The 24,634-nt window shown below is 35.5% G+C and carries 26 protein-coding genes; 10 read left to right on the top strand and 16 right to left on the bottom strand.

Going from position 1 to position 24,634, the window contains the following annotated elements:
• Nucleotides 1-8: 8 nt before the first annotated feature.
• The 8 genes from CRV04_RS07855 (at nt 9) to CRV04_RS07820 (ending at nt 6,884) form a co-directional block, all read left to right on the top strand.
• On the top strand, nt 9-458 hold the full coding sequence (locus CRV04_RS07855; protein ID WP_128996288.1) for a hypothetical protein: 450 nt from the start codon (nt 9-11) through the stop codon (nt 456-458).
• A 10-nt stretch (nt 459-468) separates the two neighbouring features.
• Nucleotides 469-1,350 (top strand): homoserine kinase, encoded by an 882-nt coding sequence (thrB, locus tag CRV04_RS07850; protein ID WP_128996287.1) that lies wholly within the window; start codon nt 469-471, stop codon nt 1,348-1,350.
• 32 nt (nt 1,351-1,382) lie between these two features.
• A complete protein-coding gene (locus CRV04_RS07845) occupies nt 1,383-1,655 on the top strand; it encodes a DUF448 domain-containing protein (protein WP_128996286.1) in 273 nt (90 codons plus the stop codon).
• Nucleotides 1,645-4,350: a translation initiation factor IF-2 gene (infB, locus tag CRV04_RS07840; RefSeq protein ID WP_128996285.1), complete on the top strand. Its 2,706-nt coding sequence runs from the start codon at nt 1,645-1,647 to the stop codon at nt 4,348-4,350. The genes CRV04_RS07845 and infB overlap by 11 nt, the downstream gene beginning before the upstream one ends.
• 6 nt (nt 4,351-4,356) lie before the next feature.
• A complete protein-coding gene (gene rbfA / locus CRV04_RS07835) occupies nt 4,357-4,716 on the top strand; it encodes a 30S ribosome-binding factor RbfA (protein ID WP_128996284.1) in 360 nt (119 codons plus the stop codon).
• Nucleotides 4,713-5,141 carry a ribosome maturation factor RimP gene (gene rimP, locus CRV04_RS07830; RefSeq protein WP_128996283.1) on the top strand — a complete coding sequence of 143 codons (429 nt, stop codon included), beginning with the start codon at nt 4,713-4,715 and terminating at the stop codon, nt 5,139-5,141. The genes rbfA and rimP overlap by 4 nt, the downstream gene beginning before the upstream one ends.
• Nucleotides 5,142-5,146: 5 nt before the next feature.
• Nucleotides 5,147-6,163, top strand: a complete 1,017-nt coding sequence (ribD, locus tag CRV04_RS07825; RefSeq protein WP_128996282.1) for a bifunctional diaminohydroxyphosphoribosylaminopyrimidine deaminase/5-amino-6-(5-phosphoribosylamino)uracil reductase RibD — start codon at nt 5,147-5,149, stop codon at nt 6,161-6,163.
• 118 nt (nt 6,164-6,281) lie between these two features.
• Complete coding sequence (locus tag CRV04_RS07820) at nt 6,282-6,884, top strand: hypothetical protein (RefSeq protein ID WP_128996281.1); 603 nt, start codon at nt 6,282-6,284, stop codon at nt 6,882-6,884.
• Between the two features lie 121 nt (nt 6,885-7,005).
• Here CRV04_RS07820 and efp read toward each other — a convergent pair whose 3' ends face one another.
• The 7 genes from efp to CRV04_RS07785 form a co-directional block, all read right to left on the bottom strand.
• Nucleotides 7,006-7,566 (bottom strand): elongation factor P, encoded by a 561-nt coding sequence (gene efp, locus CRV04_RS07815; protein WP_128996280.1) that lies wholly within the window; start codon nt 7,564-7,566, stop codon nt 7,006-7,008.
• Nucleotides 7,567-7,574: 8 nt separating this feature from the next.
• Complete coding sequence (serA, locus tag CRV04_RS07810) at nt 7,575-9,155, bottom strand: phosphoglycerate dehydrogenase (RefSeq protein WP_128996279.1); 1,581 nt, start codon at nt 9,153-9,155, stop codon at nt 7,575-7,577.
• Between the two features lie 18 nt (nt 9,156-9,173).
• Nucleotides 9,174-10,826, bottom strand: coding sequence for a 30S ribosomal protein S1 (locus CRV04_RS07805; RefSeq protein WP_128996278.1), 1,653 nt, complete (start codon nt 10,824-10,826; stop codon nt 9,174-9,176).
• 72 nt (nt 10,827-10,898) lie between these two features.
• Entirely contained in the window at nt 10,899-11,726 is an 828-nt protein-coding gene (locus CRV04_RS07800) for a 4-hydroxy-3-methylbut-2-enyl diphosphate reductase (protein ID WP_128996277.1), read from the bottom strand.
• A gap of 119 nt (nt 11,727-11,845) precedes the next feature.
• Nucleotides 11,846-13,111 (bottom strand): 3-phosphoshikimate 1-carboxyvinyltransferase, encoded by a 1,266-nt coding sequence (gene aroA / locus CRV04_RS07795; protein ID WP_128996276.1) that lies wholly within the window; start codon nt 13,109-13,111, stop codon nt 11,846-11,848.
• A gap of 9 nt (nt 13,112-13,120) precedes the next feature.
• Nucleotides 13,121-15,442, bottom strand: coding sequence for a phenylalanine--tRNA ligase subunit beta (gene pheT, locus CRV04_RS07790; protein WP_128996275.1), 2,322 nt, complete (start codon nt 15,440-15,442; stop codon nt 13,121-13,123).
• On the bottom strand, nt 15,439-16,431 hold the full coding sequence (locus CRV04_RS07785; RefSeq protein ID WP_128996274.1) for a phenylalanine--tRNA ligase subunit alpha: 993 nt from the start codon (nt 16,429-16,431) through the stop codon (nt 15,439-15,441). Before CRV04_RS07785 ends, pheT begins: the two co-directional genes overlap by 4 nt.
• Before the next feature lie 100 nt (nt 16,432-16,531).
• On the opposite strand from CRV04_RS07785, the gene CRV04_RS07780 reads away from it, so the two are divergent.
• Nucleotides 16,532-16,867: a histidine triad nucleotide-binding protein gene (locus CRV04_RS07780; protein WP_128996273.1), complete on the top strand. Its 336-nt coding sequence runs from the start codon at nt 16,532-16,534 to the stop codon at nt 16,865-16,867.
• A gap of 15 nt (nt 16,868-16,882) precedes the next feature.
• Here the strand turns inward: CRV04_RS07780 and accA are convergent, their stop codons facing one another.
• From accA to acpP, 3 genes are all read right to left on the bottom strand, one after another.
• Complete coding sequence (gene accA, locus CRV04_RS07775; protein WP_128996272.1) at nt 16,883-17,821, bottom strand: acetyl-CoA carboxylase carboxyl transferase subunit alpha; 939 nt, start codon at nt 17,819-17,821, stop codon at nt 16,883-16,885.
• A 48-nt stretch (nt 17,822-17,869) separates the two neighbouring features.
• Nucleotides 17,870-19,120, bottom strand: coding sequence for a beta-ketoacyl-ACP synthase II (locus CRV04_RS07770; protein WP_128996271.1), 1,251 nt, complete (start codon nt 19,118-19,120; stop codon nt 17,870-17,872).
• Nucleotides 19,121-19,242: 122 nt separating this feature from the next.
• Nucleotides 19,243-19,473, bottom strand: a complete 231-nt coding sequence (gene acpP, locus CRV04_RS07765; RefSeq protein WP_128996270.1) for an acyl carrier protein — start codon at nt 19,471-19,473, stop codon at nt 19,243-19,245.
• Here acpP and CRV04_RS13050 point away from each other — a divergent pair.
• Nucleotides 19,406-19,558 (top strand): hypothetical protein, encoded by a 153-nt coding sequence (locus CRV04_RS13050; protein WP_419188590.1) that lies wholly within the window; start codon nt 19,406-19,408, stop codon nt 19,556-19,558. The genes acpP and CRV04_RS13050 overlap by 68 nt on opposite strands.
• Here the strand turns inward: CRV04_RS13050 and fabG are convergent.
• From fabG to CRV04_RS07735, 6 genes are all read right to left on the bottom strand, one after another.
• The gene (fabG, locus tag CRV04_RS07760; RefSeq protein WP_128996269.1) at nt 19,547-20,290 is read right to left on the bottom strand and encodes a 3-oxoacyl-ACP reductase FabG; all 744 of its coding nucleotides are present in this window, start codon (nt 20,288-20,290) and stop codon (nt 19,547-19,549) included. The two genes, CRV04_RS13050 and fabG, sit on opposite strands and share 12 nt — an antisense overlap.
• Before the next feature lie 66 nt (nt 20,291-20,356).
• Nucleotides 20,357-21,418 (bottom strand): 4Fe-4S binding protein, encoded by a 1,062-nt coding sequence (locus tag CRV04_RS07755; protein WP_128996268.1) that lies wholly within the window; start codon nt 21,416-21,418, stop codon nt 20,357-20,359.
• Nucleotides 21,419-22,171: a 7-carboxy-7-deazaguanine synthase QueE gene (locus tag CRV04_RS07750; RefSeq protein WP_128996267.1), complete on the bottom strand. Its 753-nt coding sequence runs from the start codon at nt 22,169-22,171 to the stop codon at nt 21,419-21,421.
• The gene (locus CRV04_RS07745; RefSeq protein ID WP_128996266.1) at nt 22,164-22,700 is read right to left on the bottom strand and encodes a 6-carboxytetrahydropterin synthase; all 537 of its coding nucleotides are present in this window, start codon (nt 22,698-22,700) and stop codon (nt 22,164-22,166) included. Before CRV04_RS07745 ends, CRV04_RS07750 begins: the two co-directional genes overlap by 8 nt.
• Entirely contained in the window at nt 22,700-23,371 is a 672-nt protein-coding gene (queC, locus tag CRV04_RS07740) for a 7-cyano-7-deazaguanine synthase QueC (protein ID WP_128996265.1), read from the bottom strand. Before queC ends, CRV04_RS07745 begins: the two co-directional genes overlap by 1 nt.
• Nucleotides 23,364-24,587: a molybdopterin molybdotransferase MoeA gene (locus CRV04_RS07735; RefSeq protein ID WP_128996264.1), complete on the bottom strand. Its 1,224-nt coding sequence runs from the start codon at nt 24,585-24,587 to the stop codon at nt 23,364-23,366. The genes queC and CRV04_RS07735 overlap by 8 nt, the downstream gene beginning before the upstream one ends.
• Nucleotides 24,588-24,634 lie beyond the last annotated feature (47 nt).

The following is a 24,634-nucleotide window of genomic DNA, read 5'->3' as shown; positions in this document are numbered from 1 at the left end:
GAAGTTATATGGATGTATTAGTTATCAGTATTGCCAATCCCATTCTTATTGGTCTGTATAAAAACAACAAATTAATAAAAGTTTATGAAAAAGAGGGGCAATCATCTGATATAATACCACTTATATTTGAAGAGATACTCAAAGAGCAAACGCTTCAACGTATTTTTTATGTTAATGCTCCTGGAAGTTATATGGCCATCAAAGTCGCGTATGTGTTTTTAAAAACATTGGTCATTACCCAAAAGTTAGAGTTATTGGCAAGCAGTGGATTTCATTTCAATCAAAATTCACCCATTAAAGCATTAGGCAAAAAATATTTTATGCTTCAAAATGGTGAAATTATTGTTGATTTTATTGAGCAAGACAGAGAGATAAAACCCTTTTGTTTGCCTCAAATATTGGATGAAACCATTTTTTCAAATGAAAATTTACCAGAGTATAATTTACCCGCAGTTTAAAGGAAAGTGAGTGAAAATAACAGTACCAGCAACCAGTGCAAATCTAGGACCTGGATTTGACACCTTAGGTATCGCCGTTGGGATTAAAAACCAAGTTATTATAAAGCCGTCAAAGTTTCATAGTGTATCATTACGAGGAGAAGGGTCCAACAACCCAGTGCTTAAAGACAACAACATGTTTTTAGCTATTTTTAATGATTTTTATAACAACTTAAGCACCAAAAAACGATTTTTCAGATTTGAATTTATCAATGAAATTCCGCTCTCACGAGGTTTGGGTTCGTCATCTGCTGTAATTGTAAGTGCGATTGCTTCAGCGTATGCCATTGAAGGTATTAAACTCTCTAAAGAGAAGCTTTTAAACTTGGCTTTAGCTTATGAGAGTCACCCCGATAACATCACCCCAGCAGTCATGGGAGGATTTAATGTAGCAACCGTGCAAGACAATGAAGTGAAATACATTAAAAAAGAGATACCAAAACACTTAGTAGCCGTAGTTGTTGTTCCAAATAGACCGATATCAACACAACTTTCACGAAAAACATTGCCGTATAAATACTCAAAAGATGATGCTATTTTTAACCTTTCACATGGTTCACTTTTGACTGCTGCATTTATGACAGAAAACTGGGAAATGCTTAAAATTGCTTCACAAGATAAATTTCACCAATCATACCGAATGAAGCAGATGCCAGAGTTGTTTGAAGTGCAAAAAATGGCTTTAAAAAGTGGTGCACTTATGAGTACACTTTCAGGTTCGGGTTCAACGTTGTTCAGCATTGCATACCGAAATGATGCCAAAAAGATTGAAACAGTTTTAAAAGAGAAGTTTCCTCATTTTAAAGTTTTTACCACTCATTTTGACAACACAGGCGTTAAAATAGAGTATTAAAGCGCTATTTTAAGTAAAGAATAGGTATAATATTGGCTTATTTAGAAAAACCTTCTAGAATGTGCATTGTGTGTCGGAGTCGTAATGCACAAGATAAAATGCTCAGATTGCAATGCAATGGTAATAAAAAACTTGTATCATATACGCACTATGGTAGAAGTTTTTATATTTGCAACACATGTATTGAATATGCATTTGAAGAGAATAAAAACAGAAAAAAACTAGAACAAACATTATGCAGAGTTTGTAAAAATAAAGATGACTACATCTTTCAACTTAAGGAGATATTAACGCATGTCAGATAACGTAAGAGTTTATGAAATTGCAGATGAAACTGGAGCAACCAGTGCTGAGGTAATTACAAAAGCAAAAGATTTAAGCATTGAACTTAAATCACCTCAAAGTACTGTTTCATTTGAAGATGCAGAAGAAATTGCTACGTACATTTTAACAGGGAAAAGTTCAAAGCTTCCTGCTAAACCAAAACCAGCAGTTAAAAAAGCAGCAAAAAAGATAGAAGCTCAAATAGAAGAAAATAAAAAAGAGGAAAGCGCACCACAAGAAGAAGCAAAACCTGAAATCAAAGAGGACGATAAAGCTCAAAAAAGAGCTGAAGCTAAAAAGCCATCTTCGATTGCTGTTACGAAAACTGCACCTAAACCTGCGCCAAAAAAAGTTGAAAAAGATGAGTCTTCACAAGAAGAAGATGAGAAATCAAACAATGGACGAATCGTCCCAAAACGACGTGGATTAAAAATTGTTAAAAAACGAAAAGAGAAAGAAGAGACTCCCTCAACACCTTCACGAACTTCGATTCAAATGGACAACACATCAGTAGAGCCTGGAAGCGCTAAGAAAAAGATGAAATCTTTGAGTGAAATCTTAGGAAATGCTTCATCTGAAGAAGAAATAAAAGATGAAGCATTAAAAGCAAAAAGTAAAAAAGAGAAAAAGAAAGCTCCACCAAAAGCACATGAACATGGTAAACTTATTGAAGTTGATAGGGACACCACTGAGAGTTTTTCAAACAGTGATGATTCACTTCTTGGTGAAGAAGTCGTCTTACTTGACATGGATATGGGTGATACACCTAAAATCTTGGAAGAGGACAGACGTCCAAAAAACAACAATAATAATATTCGTTCAAGCCGACCAAGTGAGTTTGGTAACCGACCACAAGGTTTAAAAAGAGGTAAACGAAAAAAGAGAATTAAAAGAGAAGTTGAAGCAGTAGAGATTACTGAAGTAACAATTCCTGAAGATGTACGGGTATATGAGTTTGCTGAAGCGTGCGGAAAAAGTGCAGCAGAAGTCATCACCGTACTGTTTGGTTTAGGAATGATGGTAACTAAAAATGACTTCTTAAAACAAGATGAACTTGAAATTCTAGGTGAAGAGTTTGGTATTGAAGTGACGGTTAAAGATGCGTTAGAAGATGTAAACTACGTTGAAGATTATCATGAAGAAGAGATTGATAAAACGAACTTCACAAAACGACCTCCCGTTGTTACAATCATGGGTCACGTTGACCACGGTAAAACTTCATTGCTTGATAAAATTCGTTCAGCAAAAGTAGCTGCGGGTGAAGCGGGTGGAATTACTCAACATATCTCTGCATATACCATTGAACAACACGGTGAGCAAATTACATTTGTGGATACTCCAGGTCACGCGGCGTTCAGTGAAATGCGTTCACGAGGAGCAAGTGTAACGGATATTGTTATTATTGTTGTTGCCGCGGATGATGGTGTTAAACCACAAACAGAAGAGGTTATCTCTCATGCCAAAGCAAGTGGCTGTCCAATCATTGTGGCAGTGAACAAAATCGATAAAGAAGCCGCCAATATAGATATGGTTAAATCACAAATGGCTGAAAGAGATATGACACCAGTTGATTGGGGTGGAGATATTGAGTTTATTCCACTATCAGCAAAAACAGGTGAGGGTATCGATGACCTTCTTGAAAACATATTGTTACAAGCAGAAATTTTAGAACTTGCAGCAGATCCAACTGCAAAATCTAAATCAGTGGTTGTTGAAGCAACAGTTGAAAAAGGTCGAGGACCAGTTGCAACGGTTATTGTGCAAAGTGGTACTCTTAAAGTGGGTGATAATATCGTATGTGATACAACATATGGTAGAGTTAAAGCCATCACCAATGATTTAGGTAAACCCGTCAAACAATTGGGACTTTCTGAGACAGGAAATGTTCTAGGGTTAAATGAAGTACCAACCAGTGGTTCAATCATGGTAACACAAGGAAGTGATAAAGAAGCTAAAGAGATTGCAACAACCAGAGCTGAGCATGCACGTGCTAAAGAGTTATCACGATCAACTAAAGTATCACTTGAAGAGATGAGTGGGCTGATTGCTGAAGGTAAAATCAAACAACTTCCAGTGATCATTAAAACAGATGTTGGTGGTTCTCTTGAAGCCATTAAAGGAAGTTTAGAACAAATTGCAAACGAAGAGGTTAAAGTAAAAGTAATCCATGCAGCTGTAGGTGGTATTACTGAGTCTGACTTAGTATTAGCAGGTGCAAGTGAAGGGTGTATTATCTTAGGATTTAACGTTCGACCAACAGGTGCAATCAAACAAAAAGCAAAAGCGGATGGTATTACTATTAATACATACTCAGTTATTTATGACTTGATTGATGATATCAAAGATGCTTTATCTGGAATGATGAGTGCGGTTATCAGAGAAGAAAATACCGGTCAAGCTGAAGTAAGAGATACTTTCGTTGTACCAAAAATTGGTACGGTTGCTGGATGTTTAGTTACAGATGGAAAAGTTATTCGAGGTGGACATGCCAGAATCATCAGAGATGGTGTTGTTACTTATACAGGTAAAATTTCATCATTAAAACGATTTAAAGATGATGTAAAAGAAGTAGCAAACGGATATGAGTGTGGTATCATGTTTGAAAAATTCAATGACATTCAAGTGGGTGATTTCATTGAAACATTTATTCAAATTGAAGAGAAGGTTACAATTTAATCTCGCATGAAAAGTATCAATCTACAAAGAACTGAATCACTTTTGATGGAGCTTCTACCTGAAGCTCTTTCAACACTCAATGACAGCAGAATTAACTCATTAGCTATTACAGGAGTCAACTGTAAAAACGGTAAGTATGATGCAACGGTTTATTATGATGGAAGTGATTATGACAACCAAGAAATCAAAGCTATCAATCAAATTTTACATAAAGCCAATGGACGCATTAAATCGTATATATTAGCAAGTACAGGTTGGTATAAATGTCCTAACTTTAAATTTGTGAATGATGACTCTTTAGAAGAGAGTAAAAACATTGAAGCACTTTTTGCAAAAATTGCTAAAGAGAAAAAGGATCAAGAATGACATTAGAAGAGTCTATTCAACTTGCCGTTGAAGGCAATGGTGCAAAACTATATGATATCGTCTCTTTAAAAGAGAATGATAATAATATTTATAGAATCTACATCACTGCACCTGAAGGTGTCTCTTTAGATAAATGTGCTGAAATCTCTCGACAAATTTCACCACTTTTAGATATTCATGAACCCATGAATGGAAAGTATCATTTAGAAGTGAGCTCTCCAGGAATTGAGCGAAAATTGAAAAAAACAAACCACTTTATCTCTTCAGTAGGAGAGAAAGTAAAGATCAAAGATTTTGATAAAAATGTTATCGAAGGTGAATTGGTGAAAGCCGATGAAAATGAAATCGTAGTAAAGACGGCACATGGTGAAGAGCAAATTACTTACGATGAGATTTCATCTGCATCAACTTATTTTGAGTGGTAAATTTTATGCGTATTGATGATAACTTTTATATGAAGTTAGCCATTGATGAAGCATGGAAATATCAACTTCTCACTTATCCCAACCCAGCTGTGGGTTGTGTGGTTGTTAACAATGGTGAACCTTTAGCCATTGAAGCACACAAAAGTGCAGGGGAATCACACGCTGAAGTCAATGCTTTAAAAGCTGCCTACCTAAAGAAAAATCCCAACTCACCACTCAAAGCCATCAGTGACCCTTTTAAAATCCATGAATTTTTAAAAGAAAACCACAATGGTTTCTTTCGGGATTGCACGGTGTATGTAACATTAGAACCATGTGCTCATATTGGAAAAACACCTTCATGTGCCACGCTTTTATGTGAACTAAAACCTTCTAAAGTGATAATAGCACATGAAGATATGAACAAAGAGGCTTCAGGGGGTGCACAGCGTCTAAAAGAAGCTCAAATTGAAGTGAGTATTGGTTGCATGAAAAAAGAGGCGTATGAGCTTCTGTATCCATTTATTAAGTGGTGTGAAGGGAACTTTACCTTTTTCAAAATGGCACAAACACTTAATGGAACGATTGATGGTGGACGAATATCTTCCAATCAAGCACAAGCGTATGTGCATACTTTAAGAGATAAACTGGACTTACTCGCTATTGGAGGCAATACGGTTCGTACCGATCAACCCACACTTGATGCTCGTTATGTCGCTGGTCGTGCACCTAATGTATTGATATACTCAAGAAATAAAGTCTTTGATAAAAAAATACCGCTTTTTTATATTCCAAACAGAGAAGTGATTATCAGTGATAACATTGAAGATATTAAGCAATATAAGCTTGTCATGATTGAAGGGGGGTATTCTCTTTTAAATGAACTGCAAGATGTGGTTGATTACTTTATTATGATTGTCAGTCCTACGATGAAGAGTGGGTTTAATGGGGTTGAGGGGTTGGATATAAACTTCGATATCATTCACGAAAACTATATTGGTTCTGATAAAATCATATACTTAAAGAAAAAGACATCTTTTTAGCAATCTTTGCGTCATAGTAATAAATTTATTCAGTCACATACTTCAGTATGCTCTTTCACAAATTTATCTCTCTTCCTTAACCTTACTAAAAATATGACTTTTTTTGATAGAATAAGATATGAAAATAAATGCTGTAGAATTTAATAATGTATTTAGTATAGATGAATTAAAAACATTAAATAATTTTTTATTTGAGGTTGATAGATGTAATCAATCTAAGATAATAAAGAATAAAAAAATTAATTTGAACCAAACTATATCATTCAAAGAGAATAAAGTATCAATTACACATAGTTTAATAGAAGAAGATGATTTACATTCTTTTTTACATAAAATAAGACCTTTTATATTAGAAAAAGAAAATTTGTATTTTATGACTATAAAGAATTTAATAGGTAAAAGATTTAATTTTGATGTCTTAAATAAATATTTAAAGGAATTGAATAATAAATATATCACTAAAAATGATTATAATTCAAATTTAATTATTGATGAAAAAAAAATGCCGTTTGAAAAAATATTTACTTATTATTTAAATAGTTTACATTATCATCGTGAGGAAAAGAAAAAACTTATTATTGATAAGATTATTGAATTACATGGAAATATTGAGTTATTTGAATTTAAAATGATGAATATCTTATTAATAAAATATAATGCTATTCAGGAACTAGCATATATTGTTGATAAAATCATCAAAGATGAAGATATAACACTGTAAAACTATAAATATTTATTGTTAGAAACAAGAGAGAGGTGTATTTGAAGAAGGAGCTTATGTCAATAAGTGACTGATAAAAATAGATCTTTATCGCCTTTTATAGCGATAAAGATTTATAGTTTTATTTTACCTTTTCTAGGTATTCTCCGGTCTTTGTATCAACCTTGATACTGTCCCCTTCCACGATATGGAAAGGAATTTGAACAACAGCACCAGATTCTAAAGTAGCAGGTTTTTTACCACCTTGAGAATCCCCTTTGAAGTTCGGTGGCGTTTCAACGATTTTAAGTTCAACCACTGCAGGTGGCTCAACAGTGATAGCTTCACCGTTAAAGAACATCATATCTACGTTCATACCATCAATAATCCATTTAGCAGCATCACCCACTTGGTCATGTGTTAAACCGATTTGGTCGTATGTTTCAGTGTTCATGAATTGAAGCATTTCACCATCGTCATACAAGTATTGCATGGTTTGTTGTTTTAAATCAGGAACTTCACACTTATCACCAGCGTGGAAAGTTTTCTCAATCACTTTTCCATTTAAAAATGATTTGATTTTACATCGTACAAACGCTGCACCTTTCCCCGGTTTTACGTGTTGGTACTCTGTAATTCTGTAAGGGATTCCATCCATTTCAATTTTTAATCCCTTTTTTAACTCACTCATAGAAATTGCCATGGGTTCTCCTAGATTTCTGCATATGAAACTGAAATAGCAGCTTCAATGTTTTCTAATTTTTTAAGCATGTCATGACTCATATTGTTATCTACTAAGATAACGGCTAAGGCAGAGTCTTTACCTCGTGAAAGTCTAAAGTCAGCGATGTTAATGTTGTTATCGCCTAAGATTTTACCCACTTCGCCAATAACACCTGGAACATCTGAGTTTCTTAATAGAATCATATTTCCTTTAGGTGCAATGTCAAAAGCAAATCCATTGATATCAACAATTCGTTGAACCGAGTCATCAAATACAGTACCAGAAATAGTATTGACACCTTTTTCTGTTGTGATTTTTACAGTCACTTTATTGCTGTAGCCACTGTTGTGTGCAATTTCGCATGTATCAAACTTGATACCTTTTTCCTCAGCCAAGAACGTTGCATTTACATAGTTTACATCTTCACTTGTAACAGAGAGTGCACCCACTGTTGCAAACGTACTTAAAGATTCTAAATACTCTTTGATCTCACCTTGGGCACACACAGAGATAGATCGAATTGCACTCTTATCGCTTTGTGCACTTAAGAATGCCATTTTTTGAGTTAACTCAATGTATGGTTTAACAAACGAAGGAATTTTGCTCTCATCAATAGGTAAGTTAAGAGCATTTGGATATGCAATTCCTCTTGCAGATTCAATCGCATTTTGAGCAGCTTGTATTGCAATTTTCTTTTGAGACTCTTTTGTATTTGCTCCTAAGTGAGCGGTTACAGTTACATTATCTAAATCTAAAAGAGGGTGGTTTGTTGCAGGCTCTTTTTTGAATACATCAATACCCGCCATAGCAATCTTACCGTTTTTAAGGTTATTTACGAGTGCTTCTTCATTATACAATCCACCACGTGCACAGTTGATTAAAATCACACCGTCTTTCATCTTAGCAATCTCTTCTTCACCAATCATATCAATGGTTTCTTGATTTTTTGGTGTATGAATGGTGATGATATCACACGCTAAAATGTCTTCAAAGTTTTTTGTATATGTAATACCTAAATCAGTCGCTTTTGTCGAAGGAATATATGGGTCGTATGTTACAACGTCCATTTCAAATGATTTAGCTCTGAGTGCAACTCGGTGTCCAATGTTACCAAACCCAATCACACCCAGTTTTTTACCGTATAACTCATTTCCATACCAATCTTCTCTTTTCCAAATTCGGTCTTGTTTTAATTGGTTGTGAGCATATGGGAATTTTCTCATACAAGAAAGCATGTGTGCCATGGTTAACTCAACAGCTGCAATAGTATTTGCAGTTGGAACGTTCATAGCAATGATTCCTCTTTTGCTACAACCTTCCATGTCTACGTTATCATAACCTACACCTGCTCGAATAACTGCTTTTAAATTAACAGCAGCATTTAAAAACTTTTCATCTACGTCTGTTGAGCTACGTGTAATTGCAACATCCGCATCTTTAATTACATCTAAAAGTGCAGTTTTATCAATGTCTGCTGCATATACATAATTAATATCTTCTGTAGTTTGTAAGATGTTTAATCCATCTTCATGGATGTGGTCACAAACTACAATTGTATGTTTACTCATTTTAGTCAAATCCTTGAATTACTTAATTTGATCTTTAATAATATCACCAAGCGTCATTGATGTGTCATCGTTAACTGCTTTGAGTGTTTCTCTCTCTCTTTGAACTTCTAATCGTTTGATTGATAATCGAATTCTATTTCTTTTAGTATCAATGTTTACAAGTACGGCTTCAATTTCATCACCCACTTTGATGTCCTCTTCTTTTAATGGACCAAAATCTTCTTTTCTGATAAGACCATCTAAGTTGTCTTCTAATTTAATGAAAAGACCGAACTCTTTGTTATCTTTGATTGTACCTTTAACAATATCACCAATAGCATGTTTATTTTCAAATGCTTTTGCAGGAGAGTCAGAAATCTCTTTAACTGAAAGTGAAATATTCTCTTTTTCTCTGTCAATTTTGATGATTTTAGCTTCTACTTCATCACCTTTTTTATAGATGTTTTTACATTTAACGTTATTATCCCAAGAGGCTTCTTCATTGTGAAGTAATCCATCAACATCACCGATTGTAATGAACGCACCAAAGTCAGTTAAAGTTGCTACATGACCTTTTACGATATCACCCACTTTGTGCTCTTTTGTGAATTTACTGAATGGTTTTTCTTGTAAGTTTTTCAATGAAACTCTTAATCTTTTTTTCTCAACATTCAGTTCAATAACTTCAACATTAACTTCTTCACCTAAAGTAAGAACATCTTTTGGGTTTTTAAGATTTTTGTTCCATGAAATTTCAGATACGTGTAAAAGACCTTCGATATCATTTCCTAAATCAACGAATGCACCATACGATTCGAAGTTAGAAACTGTAACAGTGATGGCATCACCCACTTCTAATTCGTTTTTAATCTCTTCCCATGGATTTGGAAGTGCCGCTTTAATTGAAAGGCTTAAGTGTTGTTTTGCTTTGTCATAAGATAATACAACAACAGTCACTTCGTCACCTTCGTTGTAGTAGTTCGCAGGATTTACTGGTCCTTTGTAAGAGATTTCATTGTAGTTAACTAAACCATCAATTCCATCTAAGTCAATGAACATACCGTATGAAGTGATTTTTTTAATCACACCATTGATTGGTTCATTTTTTTCAATGATTTCTGCAACTTTTGCATCTTTTTCTTGTTTCCCATCTTCAATCAGTTTTTTTCTAGAAACAATGATTGAGTTTTGTGCTTCGTTTACTTTTAAAACTTTTGCTTTAACTTTTTTACCTACTGCACCGATAGCTTTTAAGTAGCTTTGTGCCATTGGCATGAAGTATTCACAACCGTTATCATCTTCAACGATAAACCCACCTCTTTTTTTAACAGAAGTAATTTTACCTTCAATTGTAACGTCTTCAACGTTTTCACCGTGTGCTTTTACAAACTCATCAAATTTCTCTTTTTGTAAAACTTTTTTGTGAGAAATCGAAGGTCTTTCACCTCGATTACCAGTTAACATTACAGGGATTACATCACCTGCTTTGTACTTAACTTCACCATTGATAGTGATTTCAGACAATGGAAGTCTACCTTCAATTTTTTGTCCCACATCAACTAAAACGTTATCACCAGTAATCTCAACAATTACACCATCAACTACAGAGTTGTTTTCACTATTTTCTAAAGACTCGTTAAGCATTTGCTCAAAGTCAAAGTCTTCACCAATTTCAATATCTTCGATACCCATATTTTTCCTTCGTATTAACCGTTATTTATTAAATTCGTAGATTATATCTAAAAAAGGCTTAAACTATTTAATCTATATTTTTTGAATTTCATCAACAACCTCTTGAATAATCCAGTCAGGCGTTGATGCACCCGCAGTAATACCGCAGATTTCGTGGTTTGTAAACCAATTGTTATCCAATTCATTTTTGTTTTCAATGAGGTAACTGTTGGCACAATTTTCCAAACAAATGGAGTGCAATTGTTTGGTGTTTGAAGAGTTTTTTCCACCAATGACAATCATGATATCCACCTCTTTTGAGAGCTCTCTTGCGGCATCTTGATTTTCAAACGTTGCATCACAAATGGTGTTAAAGACACGCACTTCTTTATTTTTTAAGATAAGGTGGTTTACGATGTCTAAATAGATCTCTTTTTTCTTGGTTGTTTGCGCCACAGTGGCAATTTTGTCGTATTTAAAATGAATGGTATTTAAATCAGAGAGTTGTTGTACGACATGTACATCATCTGTGGCATACGATTTTACCCCTTTAACTTCAGGATGTTCTTCATCCCCAAAAATTAAAATACTGTACTGCTCTTGAGACATTTTCTTAACAATTTGTTGAGGGGTTGTTACAAAGGGACAGGTGGCATTGATAACTTTGGCATCTTTTTGTTTGAGCTCTTTTAGATCATTTTTTGGAATACCGTGCGTTCGTATGATGACCGTGTCATTTTCTTTAACGTCACCAAGTTCATTGTATAATCCAACATTGTAATCATTTTTAAGTCGATTGATTTCGTTTTGATTGTGAATAAGTGGACCCATGGTCGAAGAGTTTTCATACGATTCCGCAATTTTAATGGCTCGTTTTACACCAAAACAGAATCCATAGCTTGATGCTAATTTAACTTTCATAATGTTTTATCCTTAAAAATGGTCCCCATTTTTAAGGGACCGTATCCAATAACTTCTTTGATCATACAAGCTAAGCTTGGATTAAAGAGACAAGCTCTAAAGGAAACAACGACTTGTTTCTATGATAAAGAGTTTAAAATGTCTGTAAAGTTTGGAAATGAGGTTTGAATACACGCAGTATCTTCAATGTGCATACCACAGTGTAATCCAGCAATGGCAAAACTCATAGCAATTCGATGATCACCATGCGAATCAATGGTTGCTTGGCTCATTGTTCCACCAATAATTTCGTATCCATCAGGATACTCCGTATATTTGACACCACACATTTTTAAGTTGTTCACCACTGAAGCAATTCGGTCACTCTCTTTGACTCTTAACTCTTCGGCATTACTCACTTTTGAGTTCCCCTTTGCCAAAGACATTGCAATGCTCAGTGCTGGAAGTTCATCAATTAACCAAGAGATATTATCTTCAACAACAACTCCATTTAGTTGATTGTATTTAACTTCAATATCTCCAATAGGTTCATAAATATTCTCTTTTTCAATAAAGTTAACTTCTGCACCCATTCTCTTAAGAACTTGATAGGCTTCAATTCGTGTTGGGTTGAGCGTAACGTTTTTAATTCTTACACTTGAATTGGGTGTAATGGCTGCAGCTACAGCGAAGAAAAATGCAGAAGAGGGATCCGTTGGTACGGTCATCTCTAATGGTTTTAAAGGCTTGCTTAATGGCGTGATTTCAATAAACCCTTCTTCATTGGTTGTTAAAGTCGCTCCCATGCCTTTAAGCATTCTTTCTGTATGGTCACGAGTGAGTTCACTCTCTTTATATTTTGAGACACCATCAGCTCTAAGTGCTGCTAAAATCATCGCTGATTTGACTTGAGCTGAATCCACAGGTGAGACATATTTAAACGCTTTTAATTTGCCCCCTCGAATAAAAAGTGGCGCTTTATTCCCTTTTTCACGTCCATCAATTTGTGCACCAATACTTCGTAAAGGGTCGGCCACTCTTTTCATCGGTCGAGCGTGAAGGTATCTGTCTCCTACAAGAACAAAGGCTCCATCAATAGAAGATAAAAAACCACAAAAAAGACGCATCGCAGTTCCTGAATTACCACAATCTAAAACATCAGCAGGCTCTTTTAATTCACCTGTTGGTGTAATTGTAACATCTCCACCATTTCGTTCAATACTTGCACCCAATTGTTCTACAATGGAAAGTGTATTAATCGTGTCTTCTGCTGTTAAAAAGTTTTTGATGTGTGAAGGCTCGTCACTGAGAAGTGAAAACATCGCACAACGATGTGAAATCGATTTATCACTGGCAATGTTGTCAATGACAACATTAAATGGTTTTGTGAGTTTTTCAACCTTCATTATTTCCCTTTAATCTCTCAGACCAATACCCAGGTCAGAATGGAGTTTTTCTAAAATTGAGTCCATGATTGAAGTGATGTCTTCTTCTTCCATTGTTTTTTCATCACTTTGAAGGACAAATCGAATCGTTAAACTTTGATTATCACCTAATTTTTCATCGCTGTAAATATCCACCAAGTTAAACTGCTTAATGTCTTTATTGTCTAAAGTAAAAATGGCTTTTTTAATTTGACTGTAAGGCATATTTTTTGGTGTAACCACACTTAAGTCACGTTTTGATGCTTGAAATTTAGAGTAGCTGTTTACTTTGACTAACTCATCACCTAATGCATCAAAATCAATTTGTGCAATAAACGAATCGGGTAAATCAAAATCGTCCGCGACACTTGGGTGCAGTTTAGAGATATATCCTACCTCTTTTCCTTCAATGATAATCACCCCGTTTTGATATGGATGTACAAATTTATTAGGAATCGAATTTATTGGTTCAATTTCAAATTTCCCAATGACGTTGAGTACTTTTTGTGCAAACTCAAAGAAGTTCATGTTTTGAGGTTTTCCTTGATTTGAGAAATCCTCTAAGGCTTTATCTCCACAGTGTACAAACGAAATCGCTTTTGATTCATCTCTTTGTTTATTGAAAATGGTTCCAATTTCAAAGAGTGAGACTTGTTTGAATCCCAGTTTAAAGTTGTTTGATGCGGCTTCAATCAGGTTCAATAAACATGTGGTTCTAAATGTATTCAGCTCTTTTGTAATAGGGTTTAAAATATCTTTTTTATCAATGACTGTATCAAACCCATATTTTTCAAGTTGCTCTCTTGATGAGAAAACATACGTCACAGTTTCAAAGAAACCATTTGAAATGGCATTTCTTCGTAATCGATTCTTTTTAATTAAATTTTTTGATGTTGCATTGGTTCGGTTCACTTCATCAATGGCCAATGGTTTTGATTGAATATTATCAATTCCAATGATTCGTACAATCTCTTCAGTAACATCAGCAATGTTTTTAATGTCGTGTCTGAAGAATGGAATTTTGATAGAAAATACACCATTTCCTCCATCTCGTACTTCAAATCCTAAGGCATTTAAGATATTCTCAATTTTAGCTTTAGCAATTTTTTGTCCAATGATGGCATTGACTTTTTTAATATCAATGTCTAAGTGCAGTTTCTCTTTATCATCAATAAACGTTTCACTTCCGGCATAGATTTTTGCACCACATTTTGAAATCATGGTTGTGAAGTAATCAATACCCGCTTTGATATTGGGTTCACTTCCTCTTGAACTTCGAAAGTAAACATCCCCCGTCTTAGCTTTGCTTTCATACACTTTTCGTGAAACTGTCTCCGGGTCAATGTAGCTTGCTTGAATGATGAAGTCATCATCTGTTTCATCAAACTCTTGTGCATTCACTCCAATGGTCCCTAAGCACTCATCTCCATACACAGAGTCAAACCCTTTGGCATCTTTTTTGATGTGAAGAAGTGCCAAGTCATTTTTGCTTGATGCAGAAGATTTTGAGTAAGCTGTTAAAAGTACGCCTAATGTGTGTACCACATAGTTCAGTGCATCTTGAATTGCTCTGCCCGTGAACTGTTCAATGATGCTCATTCTGATCTTTTGAAGAACAGGCAGTTTGAATTCGCTGAAATCAGCTGCTTTAAAGACCAGTGAAGAGTCAATATTGCTTGCACACTCAATCTCTAAAACTTGACCAATCCCTAACTCTTTATACTCTAAATGTTTCTCTTCTTCATGCATTGGAAGTTTGTAGTATGTTGATAGCTCTCGTGCAACCCCATTGATGCTCAGACAATCCCCACGGTTGGCTGTCAATTCAATCTCGATGATGTCATCATTTAAAAGCGGATACTCTTTAAGCTCTTTTCCTAAAATCAACTCTCCAATGGAGTCATCTAACTCTAAAATACCGTCGTTCATTTTAGGCAGACCAATCTCCGTGGTTGAACAAATCATACCAATGGATTCAACTCCTCGAAGTTTGGCTTTTTTGATTTTAAAATCTTCTCCTAAAACACACCCTAAAGTTGCAACCGGTACGTATTGACCGGCTGCTACATTTTTAGCTCCACAAACAATTTGAACTTGTTCATTTCCCAAATCAACTTGACAAACACTCAGTTTATCAGCATCAGGGTGTTTCTCTTTTTCAACTACTTTTCCAACAACAACCCCCGAAGGAATCTTTACACTTTGTACACTGTCAACTTCTAAACCAATAGAGTTAAGTGTTTTACAAATGTCTTCGGTTGAAATCTTTGAAATATCAATAAATTCTTGTAACCATGCTCGTGTAACTATCATTTAAACTGTCCTAATAATCTTAAATCACTCTCAAATAAAGATCTTAAGTCTCCAATATTGTGCGTTAACATTGCAACTCTTTCGATCCCCAAACCAAATGCGTATCCAGATTTATTTTCGTATCCAACTGCATCAAATACATTTTGATCCACAATACCGCATCCAAGAATTTCTATCCATCCTGTATGCGAACAAACTCGACATCCATCTCCACCACAGAATACACATGAAATATCAACTTCTGCCGATGGTTCAGTGAATGGGAAAAATGATGGTCTAAATCGTACATCAACTTCGCCAAACATATGATGTAAAAATTCGACTAATACATGTTTTAAATTGGCAAATGAGATTTTATCTGCATCATCAACAACCAATGCTTCAATTTGATGAAACATTGGAGTGTGTGTAATATCATAATCTCTTCTAAAAACCGTTCCTGGAGCAATCATTCTAATTGGAGTAGACTGAGATAACATCGTTCTAATTTGCACAGGTGAAGTATGCGTTCTTAATAGGGTAAAATCTTTGTTATAAAATGTATCTTGCATATCTCGTGCAGGGTGGTATTTCGGCAGATTGAGTGCTTCAAAGTTATGGAAATCATCTTCGACTAATGGACCCTCTTCAACCGAGAAGTTAAGGTTTTGAAAATAGTTAATAATTCTGTCCATAGTGTCCATAACAGGGTGAACGGCACCACATGTGTGCTCTGCATTAAACATCGTTACATCAATCTTTTCAGCTTCAAGTTTTCGGTTTAGCTCTAAAGCTTCAAGCGTCACTTTCTTGCTTTCAATTGCTTCAGTTACCGCTGCTTTTTGTTGATTTAAATTTTGTGCAAATGCTTTCTTTTCTTCGTTGGGAACATCTTTCATTTTTGCAAACTCTAATGTTAAAACACCTTTCTTCCCCAGTGTCTCAACACGTAGTGTCTCTAATGCTTCCAGAGACTGCGCATTGTCAATTTTTTCAAGCCACTCTTTCAATATATTACTCCATTGATTAATCGTTAAAGGTCGCTATTGTACTTAATATTTTATTAGAGTTTGGTTATAATATTTTTTACTATAATTTCAAGGATATAAAATGTGTATTTTCTGTAAAATTGTTAATAAAGAGATTCCTAATAATACGGTATTAGAAAACGAAGAGTTTTTATGTTTTCATGACATCAATCCTGCGTGTAAAATTCATGTATTGATTATCCCAAAAGCACACTATGACTCATTTGATGTCACACCACCAAGTGTGATGAAAGGTTTAACAGCATTTACTCATCAAGTGGCTGAGAAACTGGGAGTCAAACAGAGCGGTTATCGTTTGATTACAAATATTGGAAATGATGGAGGACAAGAGGTTCCTCATCTGCATTTTCACCTTTTAGCAGGTGAACGAGTAGGGCGTTTAGTAGGGGAAAAGTAGAAAAGCTTTGGCTTTCTACTTATCTGTAAACTGACCTAATTTCATCAGTTTTTCATAACGTTTTTCATAACGTTCTTCAGGTGTGAGTTGTCGTAACTCTTGAAGTTGTTCTAAGAAGTAATCACCCAATGCTTTACAGGCTTCTTCTTTTCTTCTGTGACCACCAACAAGTGGCTCATTAATCACATCATCAATTAAATCTAACTCTTTAAGAGATTCGGCTGTGATTTTAAGTGAATTAGCAGCTGTTTCTGCTTGAGCTGGGTCGTTCCATAAAATAGCGGCACACCCTTCTGGTGAGATAACGGCGTAGACTGAGTATCGCATCATCGCTAATTTATCGGCAACAGAGATTGCTAAGGCTCCCCCTGAACCACCTTCACCAATAACCACTGAAACGGTGATGGTATTTAAATCAGAGAACTCAAACAGGTTTTTAGCAATTGCTTCACTTTGATTTCTCTCTTCTGCACCAATTCCCGGATATGCACCTGGGGTGTCCACAAGCATTAAAATCGGAAGACCAAATTTCTCTGCCATTTTTGCGCAACGAAGAGCTTTTCTATACCCTTCAGGGTTTGGCATACCAAAGTTACGCATCAATTTATTTTTTGTTCCTCGACCTTTTTGTTCACCTATGACCATGACTTTTTCAGTGCCAATATAACCAATGTAACACACAATTGCGTTGTCATCACTGAAATGTCGGTCTCCATGAATTTCATAAGCATCTGTTAAGAGTGCTCGAATGTAGTCAAGCGCATAAGGTCTGTCAGGGTGACGAGCAAGTTGAAGTTTTTGATAGTCGCTTAAGTTTTTAAATGTTTTCTCTACTTCTTTATCGTATTTACTTTGAAGTATTTCAGCAGCATGATCATCTGCTTTTGATTTTGCTACGATTATCTCTTCTTCTATGGTCTTTAATTTCTCTTCAAATGCTAAATATGTCGCCAAATTATTCCTTTTTTAATAGGCTCTAAAAAAGAGCCTCTTATCCGTTTATTAGTTAACTTTTTTGAAAATAACTGAAGCGTTTGTTCCACCAAAACCGAAGTTGTTACTCATAACAGTTGTTAAAGTAGCTTCACGTTTTACGTTTGGAACATAATCTAAAGTACACTCTGGGTCTTGGTTTTCAAGGTTAATGGTTGGAGGAATAACACCCTCTGTTAAAGCTTTGATTGCAAAAATCGCTTCAATTGCACCAGCTGCACCTAAACAGTGACCAATTTGTCCTTTAGTAGAAGAAACAGGAGGGCAGTTCTCTCCAAACAGCTCTTTGATGGCTTTTGTTTCGTTTACATCTCCCACAGGAGTAGATGTCCCATGAGCATTGATATAATCAATAGTAACATCCCCACCTGTATGCTCTTTTGCCATAGCCATTGCAGCTTTCATGGCTCTTAATGGACCATCCATAACAGGAGCAGTAATGTGGTTTGCATCGGCACTTTCACCAAAACCAATCACTTCTGCATAGATTTTTGCACCTCTTGCTTGAGCTGATTCCAAGGTTTCAAGAACCAATGCCCCCGCACCTTCACCCATTACAAATCCATCTCGTTCTGCATCAAATGGTCGTGAAGCTGTTTTAGGATCATCATTTCGAGCACTGAGTGCTTTCATTGCAGCAAATCCACCAACACCAGCACCACATATAGCACTCTCTGCACCCACAATTAAAACTCTGTCCGCACCATTTAATAAAATAGTTTTAACACCATCTGCTAATGCATGAGTTGAAGCGGCACACGCAGTTACATGAGAAAGGCTTGGCCCTTTTAAGTTGTGTTCAATTGAGATAAACCCACCTAACATATTTACTAAAGATGATGGAATAAAAAATGGAGAGATTCTTTTTGGTCCTCGTGTTTCACATACAACCGAGTTTTTCTCAATTGTAGACAGACCACCAATACCAGAAGCTGAAACCAAACCAAATCTTTCAGAAAGGCTTTCATCTACTTTTTTATTCTCTTCACTGATATATCCAGAATCTCTCATTGCTTCGTTTGCAGCTTTGATTCCCAGTTGAATAAATCGGTCTGCTTTTTTAACCTCTTTTTTATCCATAACTGTAGCAGGATCAAAATCTTTTACTTCACCAGCGATTTTAACTGGGTATTCACTTGCATCAAACAGTGTGATTGTGTCGATTCCACACTCTGCATTAACGACTGCTTTGAATGAATCTTCAACGTTGTGTCCCACACTATTAATCGTACCAATTCCTGTTACAACTACTCTTTTCATTTATGCTCCATATTTTAATAAATTATTTAAAGTATTCAATTTTTTCAATAATATTGTCAGAATATTGAGAAAAACTCAATACTTTAAATAAAAAGTCAGTAAAACTGACTTTTTAATTTAAATTAAGCGTGGTCTTCAACGTATTTAATAGCGTCACCAACAGTTAAGATTTTTTCAGCATCTTCATCTGGAATTTCGATGTCAAATTTTTCTTCTAATGCCATAACTAATTCAACAACATCTAAAGAGTCTGCACCTAAATCTTCAATGAATTTTGAATCTTCTTTGATTTCTGATGCTTCGCAATCTAATTGCTCAACTACTACTTCTTTTACGTCATCTAATAATGCCATTTTCTTTCCTTTTAAAAAATTGTCGTGTTATTATACCCAAAAAGATTTTAAAAATTCTTTTATGAGTTTTAAACTATACGTATAATCCACCATTAACTTTGAGGATTTCTCCCGTAATATAGCTTGAATGGTCGCTTAAAAGAAAAGCAACTGCTTGTGCAACTTCACTTGCTTGACCGAATCTTTTCAATGGAATATTTCGAATATACTCCTCTTTTACTTCCTCTTTTAACTCATCTGTCATGTCTGTTTGAATAAATCCTGGAGTAATTGCATTATATCTGATACCTCGTGCAGCAGCCTCTTTTGCAAAAGATTTTGTCATGGCATTTAAACCACCTTTAGATGCAGCGTAGTTTGTTTGACCTGGATTTCCCATCTCTCCAACAATAGAAGAGATGTTTACTACTGAACCAAACTTCTTTTTACCCATTGCTTTTAATGCCTCTTTACATCCAATGAATGCAGATGTTAAGTTCGCTGAAATAACATCATTAAAATCATCAATTGACATTCTTAAAGCCAATTTATCTCGTGTAATACCTGCATTATTGACTAAATATGAAAGCTGACCATCTGCATCCACGATTGTTTTAATCGCTGCAACAAATTCATCCTCTTTTGTAACATCAGCTTGAACCACTGCAGCGCTTCCACCTGCAGCTTCAATTTCTTCTTTTATTTTTAATGCAGCATCGGCTCCACTTCGGTAGTTGATCCAAACTTTCAGACCATGCGTTGCTAACTCTTTAGCAATCTGAGCTCCTATTCCTCTGCTTCCACCAGTTACAAGTACATTTGTTCCACTGAATTTCATACGGTTTCCTTATATAAATTTTTTGTATTTTAGCAAAAACAACATTATAGCTGTTTTTAATGACACTCAGATGTCTTTAGCCAAGACAAACATTTTGTCAAAATTGTTTTTATAATCACTGCAACGCTCACACACATTGCCTTGGTTTTTATTGATAAATGCGCCATTACACTCTGAACACTTAATGTATTCAAATTCGACAAGTTTATTCGCTTTGTCAAACATATGATCAATGATATTTAAATTGGAGTGGGTTTTAATGGCATTGGGCTGACATACTTGTTCACAGATTTGACACCCGATACATTTTCCTGATTGGAAATAGATGGCATCTTTGGTTGAGTTTTGAAAGAGTGCTTGCGTAGGGCAAAAGGTGATACACTCTACACAATTGGTACAACGCTCAAAGTCAATGATTTTACTAAAAACAATGGTGTGTTCGTGATTGACTCGCAGCTCTTGTTGTTTGATGTCTTCACACACCAATTTTAAAGAGTTTTTAAACAAGATATGTTTTGCAGGCACATTTTTTTCATGTTCATTGAGTCTTGCGGAAATGTTTATCTCTTTACTGAGCTCTTTGTTTGTTTGTACCAGTTGTCTAAAGAGATTTCTTCTGCTGTGGTCTTGAAGCTCTTTTTTAAATGGTTTTAAGAACAACGAGCTTTCACTGCCAATAAAAGCAAGGAAATAGTTGGCATTTTGTACGATGGCTTCAATGTAGTTTACTGCATGTTCTGAAATATCTTTATCATACTCTAAAAAGATGTTTTGTTTGCTTCTTAACACAATAGAGATAAGATGGTAGCTGTCAAACATTGAAAAAGTAGGAACATCAGTTTTTTCAATGATCTTGTTTTTTTCACTGTTGATAAACTCAAAAACAAAACTGTTTACATCAAAGTTTTCTAAATTCAGAGCTTCAGTGGGGCAAATACCTATGCATTCACCGCATTGGGTACATTGCTCAGAAAAGAGTGTTATTTTTCCTTTAAACAGACCTAAGGCTTGTGTTGGGCATTGCGAAAAACAGAGTTGGCAATCATTATAAAGGTACTCATTTCTTAAACATTTTAACGTGTTTAATGAAAAAAGCTCTTTTTGTTGAATGAAGTTGATGTTTTCCACTTAAACACCTCGTTTGTTGTCCCACACACGTATGTGTAAACGGTCTGAGTATTTAAAACCATGTTGTATGGCCATATTAATGACCGCTTCAGAGTTTTCATCAATCTGTTTGGCACTGTCCCCCATGGGCATCAAAAAGACTTCTGTGGGAGGGATTTGCTCTAAAATGGCTTGAATCTCCTCAATGGCATGACTTAAAAAAGTTTTATCAATCACAAACTTTAAGTAGTGCTCTTTGGCATGTGTGCAAATTGTTGTGAGAGTGTCAATATTGATACGTTTTTTTAAGGGTTCTTTGCTGTTTGAGAGTTTCACACTCATGGAAAAAAGTATTGCTTTTTGGTAGGCGTGTTTGAGTGTTATGTTTAAAGAGGCATTGGTTTCGATGGTGACATGAAACCCTTCATTGACATAATACTCTAAGAGTTTTTGAAACTCATTATTGTTCCAATACAGCAGTGGCTCTCCACCAGTAATGACAATATCACACTTATAAGTAGGCAATATTTTAGCCACTTCATGTATGATTTCTTGGTGACCTTCATAACTTTTCCAAGTGTGTTTAAATGCTTTATCCGCAGCATAATAGGAATCACATGAGAGTTTTTTAATGCCACTTGGCGTTTCATACTCCACATTAAACCCTTCGCATTGCATGTTGCATTTTCCAAAACGAATAAACACAGACGGTGTACCTACTTTTTTCCCTTCTCCTTGAATAGTCGGTCCAAAAATTTCATTGATTTCAAGCATGTACCGTGCTTTTACTCTTTGGGGTTTCGTAGAATTCTACTTTACTCACTTTGACATTAAGTGGTTTGATTTTCTCTTGAATAATACCAAGTAACCAAGCAGAGAGGTTTTCACTCGTGGGTACAAAATCAACAATTACAAACCCTTCGTACATCTCTTTGATGTGTGAAGGTTCTTCTTTGATGATATTTAAATCCACCAGTTTATAGCCCTCCTTAAACTCCATGAAGTTCTTTTTTTCAGCATAATGAGGTAAAAGGGTTTCAAAAAGTGGGTCATTGATATCAATGATAAATTTATGATCCAACACATCATCAATAAAGGCTTTAAACCAGTTAAGGTGTTTAAAGTCTGTTACCATTGAGTTTTGAAGTTGGTCACTACTTAAGTGTACAATGACTTTTCCTTGATGCCCATGCAGGTGGCGGCATTTTAAACATGGGTCAAGTGAGAACTTGGCATTGAGCTCTTGAGACCAAACACGATGTCCATAGCAAAAGTCAAATGATTTAGAAATTTCCCAATACATTATTGACCTTTGTATTTGATGGGGTCAGTGGCATTGACTTGTTCAAAACCATTCAGACGTAATCGACAACTATCACATACACCACATGCTTCCTCTTGCTCTTTATAACAGCTCCATGTGTGCTGAAGGGGCACATTAAGCTCCAGAGCTTTTTGCACAATATCCGATTTCATCATATGCACCAACGGTGTTTTTATCTCTAGGTGTGTGTTTTTTTTGGTTCCTTCATTAATGGCTTGTGTCATTTTATCAATGAACGTATCTGTACAATCGGGATATCCACTGCTGTCTTCTTCAACCACACCAATAAACATGGCACTCGCTTCCTCTTTTTCAGCAATGGCTGAAGCAATTGAGAGGAAAATACCATTTCTAAATGGCACATACGTAATAGGCACACCTGGCTTTACGCCATCAACGGGTACATCGATTTTATCATCCGTTAATGCACTGGCACCGATTTGTGTAAAGAAAGGGATATCAATCTCATATTTTTCTTTAATCTCTAAATCTTCACAGATATCTCGGAATGCTTGAAGTTCTCTTTTTTCTGTTCGTTGTCCATAATTAAAATGAACAGCAATAATATCGTAGCCTTCGTTTTTAGCAATGTAACTGGCGAGTGTAGAGTCCATTCCTCCACTTAAAATACATACGGCTTTTTTACTCATACGTTAAATAGTCCTTTTCTTCATCTGTAAAGAACTCCCAGTTAATAGGTAAGATTTTTATAGGAGCATCTTTTTTAATCATTTGTACATCTTCATTTAACACAATCATACTGTTACATTTAGCTAACACTGAAACCATCCCTGGACTTCTTTTTTGTGAAGCAGTGAAATACTCTCCATTAAAAAAACCTGGAATGATAGTCACACGACCTTGTTTGTTTTTTAAGTCCTCATCCATTTTTCCTAAGATGGTATTCGGAAAACAGCTTGACTCTCCTTTGAGTCGTTGAATTAAGATTTTTCCAAAGAGTTCAAAAATCAAGCTTGATGCTAAAGGGTTTCCTGGCAAGTTCAAAACCAGTGTTGAACCAATTTGTCCAAAGATGGTTGGTTTTCCTGGTTTGACAATAATACCTTCAAAGAAGCTTTCAAAACCAACTTGAGTAAAGGCCTCTTTGGTAAAATCGGCTTCCCCCACAGAAACGCCACCCGAAGTGATTATTAAGTCTGCATCCAATGAGTTTTCAATGTGCTCTTTAATGGACTCCACACTGTCTCTTGCTTGACCAATGAAATTCACTTCACAGCCCATCTCTTCAGATCGTGCAATAAGCGTAGGGGTATTTGAGTTATAGATTTGATACTCTTTGACCTTTTCATAGTGCAGTTTTAACTCTTCCCCTGAAGCAAAAACAACCACTTTGGGTTTTTTAAACGTTTTAATGTGCGTGATACCTTGACTCGCCATTAAGGTGATTTTAGCAAAATTGATTTTTTCACCCTCTAAAACAACGGCTTCACCCAGTTTAACATCTTCACCAATATAACGAATGTGTTGATTCTCTTTGATGTTTGAAGGTACTTGTATTGTTTGCTTGTCAAGTTCTTTTACATCTTCTTGAGGAACAATTGCCGTGCAGTTATCAGGAATTTTAGCTCCTGTCATAATCTTGACACACTCATTGGCATTTAAATCCATGGTTTTATCATCACCCGCAAAAATCGTATCCACTACTTTTAAAGGGACATTTCTGTCTTCAAAACGAATGGCATAACCATCCATGGCTGAGTTATCAAAACGGGGTAGGGCATGAGTTGAGAAAATATTTTGTGCACAAATGCGATGAATGCTCTGTTCAATTGGTAAAAATTCGTAGTTGGTTCGGTTTGTTTTTTCTATAATTGTTTGAATTGCACCTGCAACACTAATAGCCATGTTTTCCCTTTGTAGCGCTTAAATTGTATCGTTTGATTGTGTTATAA

Source organism: Candidatus Marinarcus aquaticus (genome assembly GCF_004116335.1).
Classification (GTDB): domain Bacteria; phylum Campylobacterota; class Campylobacteria; order Campylobacterales; family Arcobacteraceae; genus Marinarcus; species Marinarcus aquaticus.
This window is presented reverse-complemented; position numbering and strand designations above follow the sequence as displayed.

Coding starts and splice junctions, on each gene's coding strand:
- queC (WP_128996265.1), bottom strand. CDS start 23,371: ATGAGTAAAAAAGCCGTATGTATTTTAAGTGGAGGAATGGACTCTACA.
- CRV04_RS07735 (WP_128996264.1), bottom strand. CDS start 24,587: ATGGCTATTAGTGTTGCAGGTGCAATTCAAACAATTATAGAAAAAACA.
- ribD (WP_128996282.1), top strand. CDS start 5,147: ATGCGTATTGATGATAACTTTTATATGAAGTTAGCCATTGATGAAGCA.
- rimP (WP_128996283.1), top strand. CDS start 4,713: ATGACATTAGAAGAGTCTATTCAACTTGCCGTTGAAGGCAATGGTGCA.
- pheT (WP_128996275.1), bottom strand. CDS start 15,442: ATGATAGTTACACGAGCATGGTTACAAGAATTTATTGATATTTCAAAG.
- CRV04_RS07770 (WP_128996271.1), bottom strand. CDS start 19,120: ATGAAAAGAGTAGTTGTAACAGGAATTGGTACGATTAATAGTGTGGGA.
- efp (WP_128996280.1), bottom strand. CDS start 7,566: ATGGCAATTTCTATGAGTGAGTTAAAAAAGGGATTAAAAATTGAAATG.
- acpP (WP_128996270.1), bottom strand. CDS start 19,473: ATGGCATTATTAGATGACGTAAAAGAAGTAGTAGTTGAGCAATTAGAT.
- CRV04_RS07745 (WP_128996266.1), bottom strand. CDS start 22,700: ATGTATTGGGAAATTTCTAAATCATTTGACTTTTGCTATGGACATCGT.
- rbfA (WP_128996284.1), top strand. CDS start 4,357: ATGAAAAGTATCAATCTACAAAGAACTGAATCACTTTTGATGGAGCTT.
- fabG (WP_128996269.1), bottom strand. CDS start 20,290: ATGAAATTCAGTGGAACAAATGTACTTGTAACTGGTGGAAGCAGAGGA.
- CRV04_RS07855 (WP_128996288.1), top strand. CDS start 9: ATGGATGTATTAGTTATCAGTATTGCCAATCCCATTCTTATTGGTCTG.
- CRV04_RS07750 (WP_128996267.1), bottom strand. CDS start 22,171: ATGCTTGAAATCAATGAAATTTTTGGACCGACTATTCAAGGAGAAGGG.
- CRV04_RS07780 (WP_128996273.1), top strand. CDS start 16,532: ATGTGTATTTTCTGTAAAATTGTTAATAAAGAGATTCCTAATAATACG.
- CRV04_RS07805 (WP_128996278.1), bottom strand. CDS start 10,826: ATGGGTATCGAAGATATTGAAATTGGTGAAGACTTTGACTTTGAGCAA.
- CRV04_RS07820 (WP_128996281.1), top strand. CDS start 6,282: ATGAAAATAAATGCTGTAGAATTTAATAATGTATTTAGTATAGATGAA.
- CRV04_RS07800 (WP_128996277.1), bottom strand. CDS start 11,726: ATGAAAGTTAAATTAGCATCAAGCTATGGATTCTGTTTTGGTGTAAAA.
- aroA (WP_128996276.1), bottom strand. CDS start 13,111: ATGAAGGTTGAAAAACTCACAAAACCATTTAATGTTGTCATTGACAAC.
- infB (WP_128996285.1), top strand. CDS start 1,645: ATGTCAGATAACGTAAGAGTTTATGAAATTGCAGATGAAACTGGAGCA.
- serA (WP_128996279.1), bottom strand. CDS start 9,155: ATGAGTAAACATACAATTGTAGTTTGTGACCACATCCATGAAGATGGA.